Genomic DNA, 18,244 nt, shown 5'->3' on the forward strand with positions numbered 1-18,244 from the left:
CAAGGCGGGCGCATGGTGCCAGGTTGCACCGGCGCGCGACCCGCGTCCCAACGGAGGGGACTGCTTCTATGAAGGGCATTGATGCCATCGCACAAGTCCTCAAGATCGAGGGCGTCGAGTACCTGTTCTCGTATCCGAACCACCCGCTGATCGAGGCCGCCGCGAAGGTCGGCATTCGTCCGATCATCGGCCGCAGCGAGAAGACCCTCATCAACATTGCGGACGGCTACACCCGCGCGCTGAACGGCACGAAGCCGACGGTCGTCGTGGTGCAGGGCGGCCCGGGCATCGAGAACGCCTTCGGCGGCCTGGCGCAGGCGGCGGCGGACGGCGTGCCGATGCTGGTGATGCCGGGCGGCGGCGATGCGAAGCGGCTCGGCTCGGGTGAGTTCGACCCGCTGCCCGTCTACAACCACATCATGAAGTGGACCGGCCGCATCAACCTCGTGGAGCGTATCCCCGAGCTGATGACCCGTGCCTTCTCGCAGCTCCGGAACGGCAAGCTCGGCCCGGTGCTGCTCGAGATCCCCCGCGACACTGGCAACGCCGAGACGGACGACCCGAACGGCGTCTACGTCCCGCCGAAGAAGTACCGCTCGGGCGCGGACGCCACCGATGTGTCGGCGGCGGTCGACCTGCTCCTGGCGGCGAAGCGGCCGGTCCTGCACGTCGGCCACGGCGCCCTCTGGGCCGAGGCCTGGGACGAGGTCCGCGAGCTGGCCGAGATGCTCCAGATCCCGGTCATGACCACCATGGCCGGCAAGAGCGCGTTCCCCGAGGATCATCCGCTGGCGCTCGGCGCGGGCGGCCACACGATGACCCAGAGCGCGGCGGCCTTCCTCGTCAAGTCCGACCTGGTCTTTGGCATCGGCTGCAGCTTCGCCAAGGGCTCGTTCTCGTTCCCGATTCCGGACGGCAAGAAGATCGTCCAGATCGTGACCGATGGCCGTGACCTGAACAAGGACCACATCGTCACGCACGCCGTCATCGGCGATGCCAAACTGGTGCTGCGCCAGATCATCAACGAGGTCGGCAAGCGCGGCGCGAAGGGGCCGAATGGCGTGGCCGACGAGGTTCGCCAGGCCAAGAACGAGTTCCTGGATGAGTGGCTGCCGCGCCTGACAGCGGACACCGCGCCGATCAGCCCATACCGCGTGATCTGGGATCTGCTCCACACCTGCGACCGGCGCAATACCGTCGTCACCCACGACTCGGGCAACCCGCGCGACCAGACCCTGCCGTTCTTCGAGGCGGTCGCCCCGCGCGGCTACATCGGCTGGGGCAAGTCCACCCAGCTTGGCACCGGCTACGGCGTCGCGATGGGCGCGAAGCTGGCGTTCCCCGACAAGCTCTGCGTCAACATCATGGGCGACCTGGCGTTCGGCACGGCCGGCATGGAGATCGAGACGGCCTTCCGCGAGCGGCTGCCGATCATGACGGTCCTGCTGAACAACTCGGTGCTGGGCGGCTACAGCAACTACATGCCGGTCGCCAGCGAGAAGTTCGACTCGAACAAGCTGACCGGGAACTACACCGAGGTCGCCAAGGGCCTCGGGGCGTACTCGGAGAAGGTCACCAACCCGGCCGACGTGAAGGGCGCGTTCGAGCGCGGCATCCAGGCGACGCGAGACGGTCGCCCGGTCCTGCTTGAGTTCATCACCCGCGAGGAGCCGGTCTTCCCTGAGTGCAACCGCGTGATCCGCGAGGCGACGGAGCGCGAGCTGGCTCGCGCGTAAGCCTCACGCGCGCAGCTCGGGCGGCTACAGGCCCCCGTTCCCGTATTGGGAGCGGGGGCCTCGTCAGTCGTCGTTCTCGTTGGTCGGCTTCGGGGTCTTCGTCGGTGTCGGCGTCCTGGTGTAGAACGGCTGCCGGATCTGCAGCTCGACCTTCCGACAGGGGACCGTCGAGTCCACGTAGTAAGTGTAGACGTGCTGGCCCGGCCACGTCGCCTGGATGGTCCACTCCCAGACGAAGCCCAGCTGACCCGGGCGCTCGCGGAGAAACGTGGTGCGCTCGGTGCCGGCGAGGCGCGGGTAGCGGTTCTGGTACGCCGAGCTGACCGCGACGATCACTTCGCTGTTGGTGCGCGGGTCTTCAGGCACGAACGTGATCTGCTCGTCGCCGAAGCAACGGTCGCCCAGGTAGGGGATGGGCGACGGCGAGGGGACGTGTGGCGGCAGCGGCGTCCCGGTCACGCCGATGGTCGGCGTGGTGGTGGCGAACCCGCCGATGGTCGCCGTGGCGGTGGCGAACCCGCCGTCGGCGGGCGCCGCGGGCGTGGCCTGCTCCGAGCCGGGCAGCGGCGCTGCCTCGGAGCCAGCGGGCGACGGATCGCCCGCCTGCGCGGCCGGAGCGGCCAGCGCAACGCGGTCCGCGTCAGGGCCGTGCTGGCCGGGCGAGCGCTGCGTCGGCCCCGCTCCCGCCTGCCACAGCCCGGCGATACCCGAGGCCCAGCCGACCAGCAGCACGAGAAGCACGCGGGCGAGGACCGGCAGCCCACCACGCCACCATCGACCGGACGACGACGAACGTCGAGTCACGCGGCCACACGCCTGCGCCAGCCTGGCGCAATCCTCAGCGCAGCCATGGCGCTCCCTGCCCCTGTGCGACGGGTCTGTGCGGAGTCGCAGCGCTCGCGCGCACGGTCGCCCGACCGCGATTGTACACCCGGTCGTCGCTGCCGGCCCGAACCGGGCCGTTTCGCCCTTCCAGCGCGCCGTCACGTAGAATCCGGAAGCAGACTGAGAGACAGGAACATCAGACCGTGACGCTTCGCATCCGCCTCTTCGCTTCGTTTCGCGAGGCCGTGGGAACCGGCTCGCTGACCTGGGATGCGCCCGCCGGAGCAACTGTCGCGGATGTGGTCGCGGCGCTGCAGGCGGCGTACCCGAAGCTTGGACCAGCCTCTGACCGCGCGCTGCTGGCTGTGAACCAGGAGTATGTCGGCGCGGAGTATCGCCTGTCCGACGGCGACGAGCTGGCGCTGATCCCGCCAGTCAGCGGCGGCTGACGCTCGGCTAACTGGCGGCTGACCGAGCGTCCGCCCGATTCGACCGGCGCTAGCTGTCCTCGTCTGACGCGTCGTCGGTGGGCTCGTTTTCGGGCGTGGCCGGCACGGGCGTGGGCGAGCCAGACGGCAGGGCTGACGGCCCGGCTGGGGCCGGCGAGGGCGCGGCCTGCGGGCGGGTCGGCGTCGGCGCGACTGGACCGGCTGCCCCAATGGTCGCCGCGCTGAGCGCCGCCTCGACCTGTGCCAGCGTACCGTTGTCCGGCGCGTACGCGATCCGCACCACGTTGTCGGTCTTGATCGCCTGGATGGCGTACTCAGGCGTCGTCCAGCGCGCCAGTGAGGGCTGCACCACGGTGCGGGCCGCGCCGGCCTTGAACTGGGCCTCGATGCTCGCCTCGAAGGCGTTGTACATCTCGGCAGCGTCTGCCTCGGTGTCCCAGACGGTCACCATCCCGACGACGCGCCTGCCGCTGCCATCCTCCAGGATCGTGTAGACGTCGCCGCCCCAGCCGGCCGCTGCCGCCTCGGAGTCGGCCCAGCCGAGGTGTGGCTCCAGCAGCAGCCGCAGCACCAGTTCGCCGAAGGTGTCGGTGCGCAGCGTCTGCCAGTCGCCGTTGAGCGACCGCTCCAGCGGCTCGATGGTCACCCGGACCGGCTGCTCGCCGGCGACGTACTTCTCCGGATGCAGGATCTGCTCCGTGGAGCGTGGCGGATTCATCAACGCCTGGTTCACGGCGTCGTAGCCGCCGTCCTGGTAGAGCAGTTGAGCGAAGACCCAGCCCGCGTCGTAGGGGAACAGCAGCTCACCGCGCGCCAGCAGGGGGGCGGTGTCGAGCACGGGATCGGCCGGGACCGGCTCATCCCCGAGCGAGCGCTTGTCGCTCGGGCGCAGGTACTGGCGGCCCCAGATCCGCATCGTTAGCATCGCGTCGCCTTCGACCAGCGCGCGGGCGGCCATGTCCGCATCGCTGTTCTCGGGCTTGAGCGGCAGGATGCCCCGCAGCCCGAAATACTGATCCTGCAGGGCGTGCGTCAGTTCGTGGGCCAGGATCAACCGCTCGTTGGCGTCGAGGTCGTCGGCGGCGTCCGCCACCATGTAGATAACGCGGTCCTGATAGTCGTACAGGGCCACCGTCTGCTCGTCGAGCAGGCGGAGCTGCAGTTGCCGCAGATCGTAGCCGCGCGGCGTTGCGCCGAGGACTTCGAGCAGCATCTGGCTTGTCAGGAACTCGCGGATCGTGCGCGGCTCGTTCAGTTCCCTGGACAGCTTCGCGACGAGCGCAGACTTCGCCATGGGTGTGACGGGCGTCTCAGACTTCGGGGTGAGGCCGCGTACCTGGGCGATCTGCTGCGAGATCGTTGCGACGACGGCGTCGGCCTGTGGAGCCGGCGCCGCCAGCGCCTGCTGGGCGACAATGGCCACCAGACCGAGGGCGGTGGCCGTGGTGAGAACGCGCGAGAGCACTGGGCGCAGTCGGCCACGCCCCATCAGCCGCGACGCCCCGAGCGCCTGCCGCCCTGGTGCCGGCCGCTCTCCGGTCTGGCGGCTCCGTTGTTGCCGCCACCCTCGCCGCGGTGGCGGTTCCGGCCGACCAGGAATGCCAGCGTCAGCCCGACGCGCGGCCCGAGCGAGGCATCGACCTTCTCCAGCACGGCCCGTGCGAGCTGGATGCGGCCCACCGTGTCCAGTTGCTCGGCCGGCCGCACGAACAGCCGCACCCGGGTGCCCACCTGGAACGCCTGGGCCTCGCTGACGCCAGGGACGATCGCAGCCGCCCGCTCGACGGCATCCACGCGTCGGGTCGGGGACTCATCTCGCGAGGCGTGCCACCCCTCCACCAGCGCCCGCGCCAGCCAGATCGATGCCTGATCGGCAGTCACCAGCGGATAGAGGTCGGTCGGAGGCTTCAGCGCGGCGATGACCGCCTGCGACTCGCTCGCCCGGGCCAGCACGTCGGCGGTGATCGCATCGACCGAGCCGCCGGCCTCCGGACCGACCGCCCGTCCGATCCCGCTGAGCAGCGCGGCCCGCCGCACCACCCGTGCGTCGCCGCGCAGCTCCGTGGCGATGGCGGCGGCAATGCCCGACAGCCGGACGGCCATCTCCAGGGCGTTCTCGGTCTCGCCTCGGAAAAGGCCCAGCCGCCCCAGCAGATCCGCGATCTCCGGGGGAACGTGGCCGGCGCCGGCAGCGTCGGCCGCCCGCTGGCCTTCCTCGCGCAGCGCATGCTCCAGCGACTCGCGCGCCCGCTTCACGGCGTCCTCGACCCGACCCGGATGAATCCGGCCGTCGTCCACGAGGTCGAGCAACGCGAGGCGAGCGACCTCCCGCCGGAACGGGTCGAAGCCAGAGAGGGTGACGACGTCGGGGGCATCGTCGATCACCAGCTCGACGCCGGTCATCGACTCGAACGCCTTGATGTTGCGGCCCTCCCGCCCGATGATTCGCCCCTTGATCTCTTCGCGCGGGATCGGCACAGGCACCAGCGCGAACTCGCCCACCAGTTCGCTGGCCGAGCGCTGGACGGCCAGGGCAGCCGGCCGCGCCCGCACCCGCTGGAAGGCGTCGGACGCCTCTTCGAGCACGGCCTCGGCGCGGGAGGCCGACCGCTCGCGCGCGCTCGGCGCTACCCGCTCCAGCAGCGTACGGCGGGCATCGCTCGGGGCCAGTGCAGCAATCGCCTCGAACGCCGACCGCTGCTCCTCCAGGTGGGACTCGGCAGCGCCGTACCGCTCGTTCTGGCCGGACTCGCGAGTGGCGAGCGTGGCCTCGCGGCCTACCAGCCCGTCCATCCGCCCGTCGAGCCGCTCTTCACGCCGAAGCAGACGCTGCTCGACCTCTTCGAGGGAGGTCAGCGTCTGCCGAACCGTTGCCTCAGCTTCTGCGCGGATCTCCAGGGCCTGGCTGCGCGCGGACCGCAACCGCTCCTCAAGCTCGCTGCGAGCGCCGGCAAGCAGGTCGTCGCGGGGCGGAGGCTCGCGCCGCGACAGTTTGTACGCGATCCCAAATCCCAGCACGAGCGCTGCAATCGGGACGAGCACAAGCGCCACATCTGGAATGGAGCTCACGTCCAGTTGCCTTTCCATCGTCAAATAGCCCACCAGGAAGCAGGACGCACCGCTGGTGGGCGTGGCGCCATTATGCCGTGCCGCGAACGCCCTCCGCGACCGAATCATCCGTCAGGACGCAGTCAGGACAGTTGCGTCCAGACCCAGTGCGCCGATCCTCGCCCAGAGATCGGACACCGCCCAGGAGTCCCGGCGCATACTATCGCCGACTACCAGGACAACTCCCCCGGGCCGCCGCGCCTGTCGATTGCGCGCCCGGGCTGCGCCCACCAGAGGAGCGATCATGACCGTAGCGTCCGAGACACCCGCCGGCCACCGCACCGCCCACATCCGCCGCGAGACCAAAGAGACGACCATCGATCTGAGCCTTGACCTCGACGGGACCGGTCAGGCCGACATCTCGACGGGCATCGGCTTTCTCGATCACATGCTCGACGCGCTCGCGCGGCACTCGCGGATCGACCTCACCGTGCGCGCGAGCGGCGACCTCCACATCGACGCGCACCACACCGCCGAGGACATCGCCATCGTGCTCGGTCAGGCGCTCGACCGGGCGCTGGGCGACAAGAAGGGGCTGCGGCGTTTCGCCGACGCCATCTGCCCGCTGGACGAGGCGCTGTCTCAGGTGGTGCTCGACCTGAGCGGGCGCGGGTTCGCCGCCATCGACCTCCCATTCCGGGGTGAGCGGGTCGGGCAGCTGCCCACCGAGATGATCCCGCACTTCCTCTACTCGTTCGCCATCGAGGGGCGGCTGACACTCCACGTACGCCTGCTGGCTGGCGAGAACGACCACCACCGCGCCGAAGCAACCTTCAAGGCCCTGGCGCGCTGCCTGGACATCGCGACCAGGATCGACCCACGGATCGCGTCGCAGGTGCCGTCAACCAAGGGCGCGCTGTAAGACTGGACTCGGCTGACGCCTGGACTGGCGTCCGCGGTCACAAGGAGACGACGATGTCGGAGACGTTCCGGGTCGGCCTGACCCGCGACTTCCTGAAGCCCGATGGGACGCTCAGTCTGGGCGACATCGGCCTGGACTTGCTGGACGCCGCGCCGGGCGTCGAGCGTCAATTCCTGCCCGAGGATGTGCCAGAGCTCCGCCCGTCCGATCTGGCCGGCTTCGACGCGATCCTGGTGCTCGCGCCACGAGTCACGGCGGCGAGCCTGGCAGGGAACGAGCGGCTCGCCATCGTCGCGCGGTTCGGCGTGGGCTACGAGACCATCGACGTGGACGCCTGCACCGAACGCGGCATCGTGCTGACCATCACCCCGGACGGCGTCCGCCGCCCGGTCGCCACGTCGGTTCTCACCCTGATGCTGGCGCTGACCCACAAGCTGCTGATCAAACACGAGCTGACGCGCGCGGGCCGCTGGGCTGAGAAGCTCGATCACATGGGGATGGGCCTGACCGGGCGGACCCTGGGCGTGATCGGGCTGGGCAACATCGGGCGGGACGTTTTCAAGCTCGCCGCGCCGTTGGAGATGCGCCACCTGACGTTCGATCCGTGGGTGACGCCCGCGCAAGCCCGGGCCGGCGGCGCGACACTGGTCGATCTGGACACGCTGCTGCGTGAATCCGACGTGGTCTCCGTCAACTGCCCGCTGACGCCCGACACGCACCACCTGCTCAATCGGGAACGGCTCGGGCTGATGAAGCCGACCGCCTACCTGATCAACACGGCGCGCGGCCCAATCGTCGATCAGCGGGCGCTCTACGACGTGCTCCGGGAGCGTCGCATCGCCGGCGCGGCTCTCGACGTGTTTGACCCCGAGCCGCCGGACCCCTCCGACCCGCTGCTGCAGCTCGACAACGTCATCCTCGCGCCGCACGGCATTTGCTGGACCGACGAGTGCTTCCACGGCAACGGTTCCAGCGCCTGCCGCTCGATCCTCGATATCGCCGGCGGTCGGACGCCGACCCATGTGGTCAACCGGGCGGCGCTCGACAGCCCGCGTTTCCGGGCGAAGCTGCAACGGCTAGCCAGCAGGGCCGCCGGCAACGAATAATGAAGGGTCGCATCGGGAACAGCCGGGAGTGATCCGCCGGCGTACCGTATGCGTATCTCCTGGTATGAGGGTGCGCGTGACGTTCGGCTCCTGGCGCGGCTGGCGGCTGCTGTCGGTGGTGCTCGTCGTCCTCGGACTGGCGGTCACCGCACCTCCGGGTGCGCCGTTTCAGGCTGCCGACCACGCAGGCGCGCTCGTCCACCCGATCTTCCCGCACGCGCACCAGTCCGACGAGGTGTACGCGCACGACGGCGGGGCCTACGCGCTGGCGAGCCATGACCCAGCATCGCAGGATGTCGCGCCGGGCTTGAGCGTCCCCCAGGCTGGCACCGGCCTCCACGACGGCGTCGGCGGCATCGCGCTGCCATTCGCCCTGGCGATCTTGTTTGTCGCGCTGACCGCCCGCCGTGGCGTCACGGAGCTGCCGTTGCTCGGACTCGCCGTCGCGCCCGCGACGCCGCCTCCCCGACTCGTCTCCCGGTATCGGTAGTCGCCCTCAGGCAGAGCGAGCACCATCAGCGTTGTACCCTCCTGATGGAACCGCACCAGTGGCTGTCTCGTTCTGTCCAATAGGGGCAGGGTCCGCGGTCCACGACAGCACGACCCTGGCGATCGTTCGCTGGGGCGTTGCGGAAGCGCCCTGCCCAGGCGTGGGGCAATCCTTGGCTGCCCGTTCATGTTGGGAATCGGACAGCCCGAACCAGGGGAGACACATGCTTCGCAGATTCGCTGGCGGTCGTCAGGTGGCAGCGCTGGCATTGGCATTGGGGCTGGTGCTGTCGAGCGCCGTGAGTGCGTTCGCGCACGCGCGGTTCGAGCGTACCGAGCCGCCGATCACCGCGCCGTTTGACGGCTCGCCCATCACCGTGAAGGCCTATTTCTCGCAGGAGCTCACGTCGAAGAGCTCCATCCGCGTCGTCGACGCGAACGGCGTACAGGTTGACCTCGGCGATGGTCACGTTGACCTGGATGATCCGATCCGCAAGACGATGCTGGTCAGCCTGCCGGCGCTGCCGGTCGGCGTCTACACCATCGAATACCAGGCCGACTCCGCCGAGGACGGCCACGGCGAGCCGGGCATGGCGCAGTTTGGCGTCGGCATGCTGCCAGCCGGGGCCGAGCAGCCCGCCACCACCGACGAGTACGGCCCGACGGGCCTCTCGCCGGAGATGGCGCGTCCGCTGACTCAGTAGAGCAGGTACGCATCGCGGAATCCGAAGAGGCCTGTCACCAGCACGGCTGCTGGTGGCGGCTGCTACCCCGGGCCCGGCTGAGCGCTGGCCCGGATCGTGTGGAGCACTGATCGATGTTGCCCATCCTTCGCAGCAAGCTCGCATTCACGGCCGCCGGATTTCTGGCTGGCGTCTCGATGACGGTCGCCACGCTTGGCGGGATCGCCGCCCCGGTCGCTGCTGACGAGGCTGACAACGCCTTCGCCGTCGCGCAGAAGGCTGGCGTGTCCGCCAGCACCTTCCAGCTTGACAAGTCGGGCCTCCACGATATCGACGTCGCGGCGAACGAGGGCCGGCTGCTGCCGGGTGCGCTGGGCAACGTCCGCCGCGCCCGCATCGCCGTGCAAGCCACCGCGTGGCCAGAGGCGCTCCAGCCGATGGCGGCGGAGAACGTCGAAGCGCTGAAGGCGCTGGAGGAGGCGATCCGCTCCGAGGATCCGGCGAAGGTCGCTGGCCCGGCCAAGGCCGCCCACGACAAGGGGCACGATCTCTCGGCGGCTGTGTACGGCTGGCTCGACACGGGCGCTGCGCCGGCCGATGGCCACGGCCACTGACCGACGCCAACCGTCTTGCGGGGGATCGGCCTGCCGGTCGCCCCGCAAGACGACCCCGCACACGTCCTCCTGAAGGGGTCACGTCATGACTGGCTTGCGTCGTCATCATCCAGCTGGCGTGACCGTCCGCGTGCTCGTCGCGGTGTGCGCGGTGCTGCTCCTGCTCGGGAGCGGCGTCGGCGCGCGGCCGGCGTCGGCGCACGCGCTGTACGAGCGTTCCCAACCGGCGACCGGTGGACGTTTGGAGACGCCCGGCCAGATCCAGGTCTGGTTCACGGAGCCAGTCGAGCCGGCCTTCAGCGAGATCGAAGTCCTGGATACCAGCCGCAAGCGGGTCGATCTCCAGGACAGCCACGCCGCGCCCGGCGAACCGAAGGCGCTCGTCGTCAGCGTTCCGGAGCTGCCGGACGGCACCTACATGGTGGCGTGGCGGGCGCTCTCAGCCGTCGACGGCCACGTGACGCGCGGCGTCTTCCCGCTGGTGGTCGGGGCTGGCGGCCTCCAGATCTCTCTGGAGGAAGAACCGGTCTACCTGCCTGCACCGCTTGACGTGCTCGCACGGTGGGTCATGTACTTCGGAGCGTTGGCGTTGGCGGGCGGATACCTCTTCCGCCGAGTCGTCGCCACACCGGCGCTGGCCTCCGTCGGAGCTACGGCGACGCTCGCCGCGTTCGTCGCGCGCCAGCGGCGGCTGGGACTGTGGCTCTGCCTCGTCGTCGGGCTGTCGATGGTGCTGGGCATGCTGGTGCAGGCCGCCAATGCCGCCAACGTCGAGATCTGGCAGGCGCTCGGTTCGCCGGTCGTCAGGCTGCTCGGCACCCAGATCGGCGCGATCTGGCTCACCCGTCTGGGCTGGCTGGCGATCCTGGCGCTGGTGCTCTGGCGCGCGCCCGGCCGATTCGGCGACTGGGCTGGCGCGATCGTCGGGTCGTGCATGCTGCTGGCGATCAGCCTGATCAGCCACGCGGCGGCCGTGCCCAGCGGCGCATGGCTGGCCATCGGACTGGACTGGCTGCACCAGTTGGGCGCGGCGGCATGGATCGGCGGGCTGTTCAGCTTCGCCCTGCTGATGATCGTGACGCGGGTCGGCCCTGACCGTCAGCGGCTGCCGGCGCTCCTGGCGACGATGGTCCCTCGGTTCACCACCGTCGCCGTTGGGTCCGTGGTCGTCCTGGTGCTGACGGGACTGTTCCACTCCTGGCTGCAGGTCAAGAGTATCAGCGCACTCGGGACCGTCCACGGTCTGTCGCTGACGGTTAAGGTGCTGTTCATCCTGCCGATGCTCGTGCTCGGCGGCCTCAATATGGCGGTCTGGCGTCCGCGTCTCGCCGCCCTGCTCGGCGGCCGTCGGGCGGGCCAGTCCGCGCCGGCCGAGCAGATGGCCGGTCGGCTCGGGCGCGCCGTCACCATCGAGGCGGCCCTGGCCATTGTGGTGCTGCTGGCCACAGCCGTGCTGACGGCGGTGCAGCCGGCGCGCGAGGAGTACGCTCGCAAGGTGCGGCCCCTGGAGCTGACGGCCCAGGCGACCGACGTGAACGTGCGGCTGACGATGACACCGGCCCGGCCCGGCCCGAACGAGTTCGTGGCCGATCTGACGGGCGCGGTGGCCCCACCAAACGAGATTCAGCGCGTCCAGTTGCGGTTCACCAACCTGGACGACGACCTTGGCGCGAGCCTGCTGACGCTGACGCCGCGCGACGACGGCACGTTTGGCGCGGTCAGCACCAACGTGACGGTGGACGGCACCTGGCAGATCGAGGTGATCGTGCGCCGACGCGGCCTCGACGACGTGCGAACGGCGTTCCGTGCGCCGGTCGTCACCCCGGATGCGGCGGCACAACCGCCCTCGCTGGAGGGCCTGCCGAACCCGGGCAATCTCCCGCCGCGCCAACTGGTGTCGATTGCGCTGATGGCGACCGGCCTCGCCCTGACCTACTGGATCTCGCGCACGCGCGATGTCCGGCAGCGGGAGCGCGCCACGCTCTACGCGGCGAGCTTCGCGGTGGTGATGATCGGCGGCGTCCTCTATGCGCGCGCGGCGGTAACTCCCGCGCTGCCGCAGGACGTTCGCTCGCTCCGCAACCCGTTCCCGCCAGATACGGCGTCCATCGCGCGGGGCCGCGAGCTGTACGAGCAGCAGTGCGCCTCCTGTCACGGTCTCGCGGGGCGCGGCGACGGTCCGCTGGCGGCCTCGTTGCGCCCGCGCCCGGCCGACTTCCGGGTCCACATGGCGGCCGGCCACACCGACGGTGAGCTGTTCACCTGGCTCTCGCGCGGCGTGCCCGGCACCGCGATGCCGGCCTTCGAGGCGCAACTGGCCGAGCAGGACCGCTGGCACCTCGTGAACTTCATCCGGGGCTTCGCGCCGACCAACGAGTGACCAGCGAGGCACGTCGCGCCAGGACTCCACCACGCAGAAGGCGGCGACGTACCCGTCATCCCGACCCCATTCGGCACGCTCAGGGCAAGCTACGCGAGGCACGAGCACACCCGCTCGTCATCCCGACCGCGGCGAGGCACGAGCGCAGGGATCTTCTCCTTCTTGGCGTGAGGAAGATCCGTCGACTTCGTTCGCACGCTGACTCCGCTCGGGATGACGGTGAAGCGTCGCCAGAGGTCCAACCCGGTCGTTCACGACTGACCGACCACTAGCGCTCCTCCACGCGCTCGTGCTCCACGGCCTCATCGGGCTGGACTTCCCGCTCCTCTTCATCCTGGTGGAAGAGCCGGCGTTGCGCGCGCACCCGCATCGACGCATGCTCGTGCTCGGCCTCGACGGCCTCGCGGTGGCTGTGCCGCTGAAAGTAGACGAGCGCGGCCACCACCACCGCGAGACTGACCCCGAACAGCAGCGTCTCGACGGCCTGCTCCCAGCGGATGTAGTGTTCGAGGAACGTGATGCCCAGGATCACGACGATCACGCTCACGACCTTGATCTCCAGGTCGTTGAAGGTCGTGATCCCGAGTGCGGCCGCCACATTGAGCGGCGCGATGAACAGGCTGTAGAAGCCGATCCCGATCAGGTAGAACACGACGGCTTTGAGCATCACGCTGACCACTTCGAGCAGGTCGACGGTGATCGCCGACGACGCTTGCTGGCCCGTCACGACGGCCTGGAACGCCTCGACTACGCCGCGCACCGCCATCGCTGCGCCGACGACGAACAGGGCCATCGAGATCAGCAGAACGCTGGCGACGGCGAGCAGCACGACGAAGCGCGAGCGGCCGATCAGCTCCGAGAACGGTGCTGCCGGCGTCGGATGGCGCTGACCGCGCCCGTCGAACGCGAGGTGAGATCGCTCAGACGTTCCATCCTGGCGGTCCGCCGGGTCTGGCCGGGGTCGTGAATCAACGGCAGCACGGTTCATGGCACGCGCAGCAGACGCACGATGCGTTCCAGGTTGGGCCGAGGGTGCCAGGGGTCGTCAGGCGCGCGGGCGCGGCTCCGACATGACCGGGCCGCCAGCAGCCGCCCGACGAGATGGGACTGGCACAGCCGGGCGCCAGCGCAGGCAGCGGAAGAGCATCAGGACCGTTGGCAAGCCGTCCATCGGCGTCAGCTTCTTGCCGTCGGTCCTGGCTTCGTAGCGGATGGGCGTCTCGACGATCGGCACGCCGAGCCGCAAGAGCTTCGCCGTGATCTCCGGCTCGATCTCGAAGCCGCTGCCCTGCAGATCGAGCGCCAGCATCACCTGGCGGTCGATCAGCTTGTAGCAGGTCTCCATGTCGTGCAGGCGGCTCCGGAAGAGCACGTTGGTGACGAAGGTCACAAACCAGTTGCCCCAGCGCATCAGCGGATCGCGCCCGGAGAGGTCGCGCACGCCGTAGACCACGGCCCCGGCCTGCTGCTCATACGCGCGTATCAGACCCACATAGTCCTCGGGGAAGTACTCGGAGTCGGCATCCTGGATGATGACCACGTCGCCGGTCGCCTGGGCCAGCGCCGTTCTGATCGCCGCGCCCTTGCCCCGGTTCTGTGGATGGGCAAACTGGCGCACAGTCGGCAGCGCCGCGCGGATCTCCTCGGCCATGCTCCGCCTGGAGCCATCGTCCACGACGATGATCTCCTTCTCAACGGGGACGGCATCGACCCGGCGCAGCAGATCGACGCAGGTAGCATCCTCGTTGTAGAGCGGAACCAGAACTGAGAGCTTCACACCAACACCAACGGTGGCCGAGAGTCTGACGAGATGGCCCACCGCGCCGCCGATGATACCGGACCACCGGGCCTCACGTCAGCGACGACGCCCACGTCTGCCGGGTCAGCGCGCCTTGAACCGTTCCACGATCTCGCGGTCAACCTCGACGCCCAGCCCGGGGCCGCTCGGGATGGTGAGCCAGCCGTCGTGCGGACGGAGCGCATCCGTCATCATCGCGTCGCGGATCGGGTGGGGCGTGCTGTCGAACTCGAACAGCGGCTCCTGGGCCAGCGGCGTGGCCGTCATGGTCGGGGGCGTTGACGGGAGCGTCGCCGCGAAGTGCAACCCAGCCGCAACGGCAACGGGCGTCCCCCAGACGTGCGGGAAGACCCGTACATGAAACGCCTGCGCCAGCCCGGCGATCCGCCGGCTGGCTCCAAGTCCGCCGCAATTCGCCACATCCGGCTGCAGGATATCGACCGTCCGCCGGGAGACGTACTCACGGAAGCTGTCCAGGCTGCCCAGGTGCTCGCCGCCGGTGATCGGGATTCGCAGCGCTCGGCGGACCTCATCGTACCCGGCGAGGTCGCCCCGCTGGACCGGCTCCTCGAACCAGGCCACGCCACTTGCTTCGAGGCCCGCCCCGATCTGCATCGCGGTGCGGCTGTCGTAGGCGCAGTTGGCGTCGGCCATCAGCAGCACGTCGTCGCCGATGGCCCGGCGAATGCCCTCGACCTCGCGAAGGTCGTCGGCCGGAGTCAGGCCGCCGACCTTCATCTTCATCGCTCGGTAGCCGGCCGCGACGTATCCGCGCGCCTCGTCCTGACGCGCCGCCGTCGGATCGGGCGCGGTCGGCACGTAGTAGAGGCCGGTCGCGTAGGCCATGATCCGCTCGCGGACCCGCCCGCCCAGCAGTTGGCTCACCGGCCGGCCGGTCGCCTTTCCCATCACGTCCCAGAGCGCCACCTCAAGGCCGCTCCAGGCCTGCATGCCGAAGTCGCCGGTCCAACCGGCCCGGTCGAAGGTCGTCGCCACCTTCTGCGCGATCCTGGCAAGGTCGAACGGGTCTTCGCCCACGGCCAGCGGCGCCAGCACGTCCTCGATGAACACCGCGCCCGCCCGCGAGAGCGTGCCCGAGCCGCTCTCCCCCCAGCCGACCAGGCCGTCGTCGGTCTGGACCTCCACGAGCAATGCCTGACGGATGGGCGTGGTGTAGACGGACCAGCCGAACGGCTCCGGCAGTTGCGCGCGCAGGTAGTGGGCGTGGACGGCGACGATGCGAGTCACCTGGGTCCTCCATAGCGGCGGTCTGGGCTGGCGGCTGACGGTGCTGGTCGTGATGGTGGTGGCTCTGGCGCCGGCTCTGGCGCCGGCGATGATGCGTCTCAGATTGTGGATGGCGGCCTCCGCACGATACCCGACCGGCTGCCCACCGTGACGCCGCGTTGACCTTGCCCGCCAGGGCAGGCTACCGTCCCGGCCACAGGTCGCCGTCAGCGCCGGCACGCGGGGCATGGCTGACCTGACACGCCGGAGGTGAGACGTGCCGAAGGGGCTGCGTTTCGGCATCTGCACGGACCAGAACATGTCCTGGGAGCTGACTGCCGAGCGCTGGCGGCTCTACGAGGATCTCGGCTTTGACAGCCTGTGGGACTGCGATCACTATGTCCAGCCCAGCCGGCCGACCGGCCCCTACCACGAGGGCTGGACGCTGCTCGCGGGCCTCGCAGCCGTCACCAGGAAGGCACGGATCGGCGTCCTGGTCAGCTGCAACACGTTCCGCCACCCGGCGCTGGTCGCCAAGATGGCCGCGACCATCGACCATATCTCGGGTGGCCGCGTCGATGTGGGCCTTGGGGCCGGCTGGTACGTGCCCGAGCACACCATGTACGGCATCGAGTTCCCCTCGCCGCCGGAGCTGGTCTCACGGTTCCGCGAGGCCGTCGAGATCGTGGACAGCCTCCTCCGCAACGAGGTGACCACCTACCAGGGCGCGCACTACCAGCTGCAGGAGGCGGCGTTCCGGCCGCAGCCGCTCCAGCGACCCCGGCCGCCGCTGACGCTCGGCGCGCACGGCCCGAAGATGATGCGGATCGTGGCCCAGTACGGCGACGCCTGGAACTCGTTCGGGACCGTGGACGAGATGCGCCAGCGCAATCAGGTGCTGGACGAGCAGTGCGCCGCTGTCGGGCGTGACCCATCCGAGATCTGGCGCGGCCTGTACGGCTGGGCCTCGTTGATGCCGGCCGATCCGTGGCAGTCGCTCGACGCCTTCGCCGACATGGTCGGCCAGTACCAGGCGGTCGGCGTCAACGAGTTCATCATCGATCAGCCGGGCGCGGAGCAGTTGCCGATGGCCGAGCGCATCGCCACGGACCTGTTGCCGAAGCTCCGCGCGTCCGCGCAGTAGGGAGGCATGAACGGGATGTCACTTCAGGTTGATCTGCGCGGACGCCGCGCCATCGTCACGGGCGGCGGACGCGGCATCGGACGGGCCATCGTGCTGGGGCTGGCCCGCAACGGCGCTGACGTGGCCGTCGTCTATCGGCAGGATGGCGCCTCCGCCGACGCGACGGCAGCAGCGGCTCGTGACTTCGGTGTGCGGGCCATCACGATACAGGCCAGCATCGGCGATGGCGCATCCTCCCGCGACGTTGTCGAGCGCGTCGTGGCCGAACTCGGCGGCGTGGAGATCCTCGTCAACAACGCCGGGGTGATGACCCGCATCCCCTTCCTCGAGCTGCCCGAGGAGGAGTGGCGGCGCGTCCTTGGCACCAACCTCGACGGCAACTTCCTGATGGGTCAGGCCGTCGCCCGTCAGATGGTGGCGTCGGGCACGCGCGGCGCGATTGTCAACATTACGTCGGTCAACCAGACGATCTGCTCCCCGAATCTCGCACATTACGTCGTGTCGAAGGCCGGCGCGCTGGCGCTAACTCGGCAGATGGCGTTTGAGCTTGCGCCCTACGGGATCCGCGTCAACGCTGTCGCGCCGGGCCTGACCGAGACGGACATCAACCGCAAAGACCTGGCCGACCCGGCCTTCCGGGAGATGCGGCTCGGCCGGATCCCGCTGCACCGCATGGCCGACACCGACGATCACGCCAACGCCGTCGTATTCCTGGTCTCCGACGCGGCGAAGTACGTCACCGGCGAGTTCATCAGCCCTGACGGCGGCGCGACGCTGATCGGGCCGAACCCGCTGCCGATGCAGATCGAGGTCTGACGCGGGCGGTCAGGCGGACGTAGCGCAGGGAATCGCCCGCACTCCCTCTCCCGCACGTGGGAGAGGGAGCGACGGCCGCGCGGCGTCAGCCGGACAGCACCGCGCCCTGCTTCCCCCGCGCCACCGTCGTTCGCAGCGACCCGAGCCGGTCGATGGCGATATCCACAAGGTCACCATCTTCCAGCGTGAACGGGCTGTCCGGAACGAGCGCCGTCCCCGTCGAGATGATCGCCCCGTCCGGGAACTCGTCCTCACGGTAGAGGTAGTGGACCAGCTCCTCAAGCTTGCGCTTCAGGCCGCTGGTCCGCGTCTCGCCCTCCCAGACGACCTCACCATCACGCTCGATGGCCATCCAGATGGCGAGGTCGTACGGGTCGGGAACCTCCCAGGCCGGCGTGATGCCCGGACCGATGGCACAGGCTCCCAGGTACATCTTGGCCTGCGGCAGATAGAGCGGGTTCTCGCCCTCGATGCTGCGCGAGCTGACGTCGTCGCCGATGGTGTACCCGACGATCTCGGCGTGGGCGTTGACCACGACCGCCAGCTCCGGCTCGGGGACATCCCAGGTCGAGTCGGCGCGGACGACCACCACGCCGTCCGGCCCGACCACGCGGCGCGGCGTGGACTTCAGAAAGATCTCCGGCCGCTCGGCGTTGTAGACCTTGCTGTACACATCTGGCGTGCCGCTCTCCTCCATGCGGGCCTCTTCGGAGCGCTTGTAGGTCACGCCGGCCGCCCAGACCTCCATCTGGCCGTCGATCGGGGCCAGCAGCGTCGTATCGCGCTCAGGCGGCGAGCTGAGGGCGACGGTGCGCTCGACGATGGCCCGAAACTCGGTCAGCGGCAGCCGAAGCAGTTCGGGAAGCGTGGCGACGGGCGGCTTGAAGCGGGCGACCACCCGCTCATTTCGCAGCGCACCGAGCGTGACGGCCCCGTCTGCTGCGCGGAATCGAACGATCTGCATGGTGCGCGTCCTAGCGCGATTGTCTCTGCAACGGCACCCCGAC

General features: G+C 69.6%; 17 protein-coding genes. 10 read left to right on the forward strand and 7 right to left on the reverse strand.

Going from position 1 to position 18,244, the window contains the following annotated elements; all coding sequences use genetic code 11:
- Positions 1-68 precede the first annotated feature (68 nt).
- Entirely contained in the window at positions 69-1,736 is a 1,668-nt protein-coding gene (locus IT306_16460; protein ID MCC7370019.1) for a thiamine pyrophosphate-requiring protein, read from the forward strand.
- A 63-nt stretch (positions 1,737-1,799) separates the two neighbouring features.
- Here the strand turns inward: IT306_16460 and IT306_16465 are convergent, their stop codons facing one another.
- Positions 1,800-2,540 carry a hypothetical protein gene (locus IT306_16465; GenBank protein MCC7370020.1) on the reverse strand — a complete coding sequence of 247 codons (741 nt, stop codon included), beginning with the start codon at positions 2,538-2,540 and terminating at the stop codon, positions 1,800-1,802.
- 224 nt (positions 2,541-2,764) lie between these two features.
- On the opposite strand from IT306_16465, the gene moaD reads away from it, so the two are divergent.
- The gene (gene moaD / locus IT306_16470; GenBank protein ID MCC7370021.1) at positions 2,765-3,010 is read left to right on the forward strand and encodes a molybdopterin converting factor subunit 1; all 246 of its coding nucleotides are present in this window, start codon (positions 2,765-2,767) and stop codon (positions 3,008-3,010) included.
- 49 nt (positions 3,011-3,059) lie between these two features.
- On the opposite strand, the gene IT306_16475 is transcribed toward moaD, so the two are convergent.
- The gene (locus IT306_16475) at positions 3,060-4,475 is read right to left on the reverse strand and encodes a hypothetical protein (GenBank protein ID MCC7370022.1); all 1,416 of its coding nucleotides are present in this window, start codon (positions 4,473-4,475) and stop codon (positions 3,060-3,062) included.
- Positions 4,476-4,498: 23 nt separating this feature from the next.
- Positions 4,499-6,079: a DUF3552 domain-containing protein gene (locus tag IT306_16480; GenBank protein ID MCC7370023.1), complete on the reverse strand. Its 1,581-nt coding sequence runs from the start codon at positions 6,077-6,079 to the stop codon at positions 4,499-4,501.
- Positions 6,080-6,362: 283 nt separating this feature from the next.
- On the opposite strand from IT306_16480, the gene hisB reads away from it, so the two are divergent.
- From hisB to IT306_16510, 6 genes are all read left to right on the forward strand, one after another.
- Entirely contained in the window at positions 6,363-6,980 is a 618-nt protein-coding gene (hisB, locus tag IT306_16485; GenBank protein MCC7370024.1) for an imidazoleglycerol-phosphate dehydratase HisB, read from the forward strand.
- Between the two features lie 53 nt (positions 6,981-7,033).
- Positions 7,034-8,086 (forward strand): dehydrogenase, encoded by a 1,053-nt coding sequence (locus IT306_16490; protein MCC7370025.1) that lies wholly within the window; start codon positions 7,034-7,036, stop codon positions 8,084-8,086.
- Between the two features lie 76 nt (positions 8,087-8,162).
- The gene (locus IT306_16495; GenBank protein MCC7370026.1) at positions 8,163-8,576 is read left to right on the forward strand and encodes a hypothetical protein; all 414 of its coding nucleotides are present in this window, start codon (positions 8,163-8,165) and stop codon (positions 8,574-8,576) included.
- A 223-nt stretch (positions 8,577-8,799) separates the two neighbouring features.
- Complete coding sequence (locus tag IT306_16500; protein ID MCC7370027.1) at positions 8,800-9,279, forward strand: copper resistance protein CopC; 480 nt, start codon at positions 8,800-8,802, stop codon at positions 9,277-9,279.
- 113 nt (positions 9,280-9,392) lie between these two features.
- The gene (locus IT306_16505; GenBank protein MCC7370028.1) at positions 9,393-9,872 is read left to right on the forward strand and encodes a hypothetical protein; all 480 of its coding nucleotides are present in this window, start codon (positions 9,393-9,395) and stop codon (positions 9,870-9,872) included.
- A gap of 85 nt (positions 9,873-9,957) precedes the next feature.
- Positions 9,958-12,252 (forward strand): copper resistance protein CopC, encoded by a 2,295-nt coding sequence (locus tag IT306_16510; protein MCC7370029.1) that lies wholly within the window; start codon positions 9,958-9,960, stop codon positions 12,250-12,252.
- Between the two features lie 268 nt (positions 12,253-12,520).
- Here IT306_16510 and IT306_16515 read toward each other — a convergent pair whose 3' ends face one another.
- From IT306_16515 to IT306_16525, 3 genes are all read right to left on the reverse strand, one after another.
- Positions 12,521-13,240, reverse strand: a complete 720-nt coding sequence (locus IT306_16515) for a YqhA family protein (protein MCC7370030.1) — start codon at positions 13,238-13,240, stop codon at positions 12,521-12,523.
- Between the two features lie 57 nt (positions 13,241-13,297).
- Positions 13,298-14,029 carry a glycosyltransferase family 2 protein gene (locus IT306_16520; GenBank protein MCC7370031.1) on the reverse strand — a complete coding sequence of 244 codons (732 nt, stop codon included), beginning with the start codon at positions 14,027-14,029 and terminating at the stop codon, positions 13,298-13,300.
- Between the two features lie 105 nt (positions 14,030-14,134).
- Positions 14,135-15,298: a mandelate racemase/muconate lactonizing enzyme family protein gene (locus IT306_16525; GenBank protein MCC7370032.1), complete on the reverse strand. Its 1,164-nt coding sequence runs from the start codon at positions 15,296-15,298 to the stop codon at positions 14,135-14,137.
- Positions 15,299-15,554: 256 nt separating this feature from the next.
- Here IT306_16525 and IT306_16530 point away from each other — a divergent pair, with 256 nt between their 5' ends.
- Positions 15,555-16,421 (forward strand): TIGR03560 family F420-dependent LLM class oxidoreductase, encoded by an 867-nt coding sequence (locus IT306_16530; GenBank protein MCC7370033.1) that lies wholly within the window; start codon positions 15,555-15,557, stop codon positions 16,419-16,421.
- A 15-nt stretch (positions 16,422-16,436) separates the two neighbouring features.
- Positions 16,437-17,237 carry a glucose 1-dehydrogenase gene (locus tag IT306_16535; protein ID MCC7370034.1) on the forward strand — a complete coding sequence of 267 codons (801 nt, stop codon included), beginning with the start codon at positions 16,437-16,439 and terminating at the stop codon, positions 17,235-17,237.
- An 85-nt stretch (positions 17,238-17,322) separates the two neighbouring features.
- Here IT306_16535 and IT306_16540 read toward each other — a convergent pair whose 3' ends face one another.
- A complete protein-coding gene (locus tag IT306_16540; GenBank protein MCC7370035.1) occupies positions 17,323-18,201 on the reverse strand; it encodes a fumarylacetoacetate hydrolase family protein in 879 nt (292 codons plus the stop codon).
- Positions 18,202-18,244 lie beyond the last annotated feature (43 nt).

It is taken from the genome of Chloroflexota bacterium (genome assembly GCA_020850535.1).
In the GTDB taxonomy this organism is placed as follows: Bacteria; Chloroflexota; UBA6077; order UBA6077; family JACCZL01; genus JADZEM01.

Coding starts and splice junctions, on each gene's coding strand:
- IT306_16460 (MCC7370019.1), top strand. CDS start 69: ATGAAGGGCATTGATGCCATCGCACAAGTCCTCAAGATCGAGGGCGTC.
- hisB (MCC7370024.1), top strand. CDS start 6,363: ATGACCGTAGCGTCCGAGACACCCGCCGGCCACCGCACCGCCCACATC.
- IT306_16490 (MCC7370025.1), top strand. CDS start 7,034: ATGTCGGAGACGTTCCGGGTCGGCCTGACCCGCGACTTCCTGAAGCCC.
- IT306_16500 (MCC7370027.1), top strand. CDS start 8,800: ATGCTTCGCAGATTCGCTGGCGGTCGTCAGGTGGCAGCGCTGGCATTG.
- IT306_16505 (MCC7370028.1), top strand. CDS start 9,393: ATGTTGCCCATCCTTCGCAGCAAGCTCGCATTCACGGCCGCCGGATTT.
- IT306_16510 (MCC7370029.1), top strand. CDS start 9,958: ATGACTGGCTTGCGTCGTCATCATCCAGCTGGCGTGACCGTCCGCGTG.
- IT306_16515 (MCC7370030.1), bottom strand. CDS start 13,240: ATGAACCGTGCTGCCGTTGATTCACGACCCCGGCCAGACCCGGCGGAC.
- IT306_16535 (MCC7370034.1), top strand. CDS start 16,437: ATGTCACTTCAGGTTGATCTGCGCGGACGCCGCGCCATCGTCACGGGC.
- IT306_16540 (MCC7370035.1), bottom strand. CDS start 18,201: ATGCAGATCGTTCGATTCCGCGCAGCAGACGGGGCCGTCACGCTCGGT.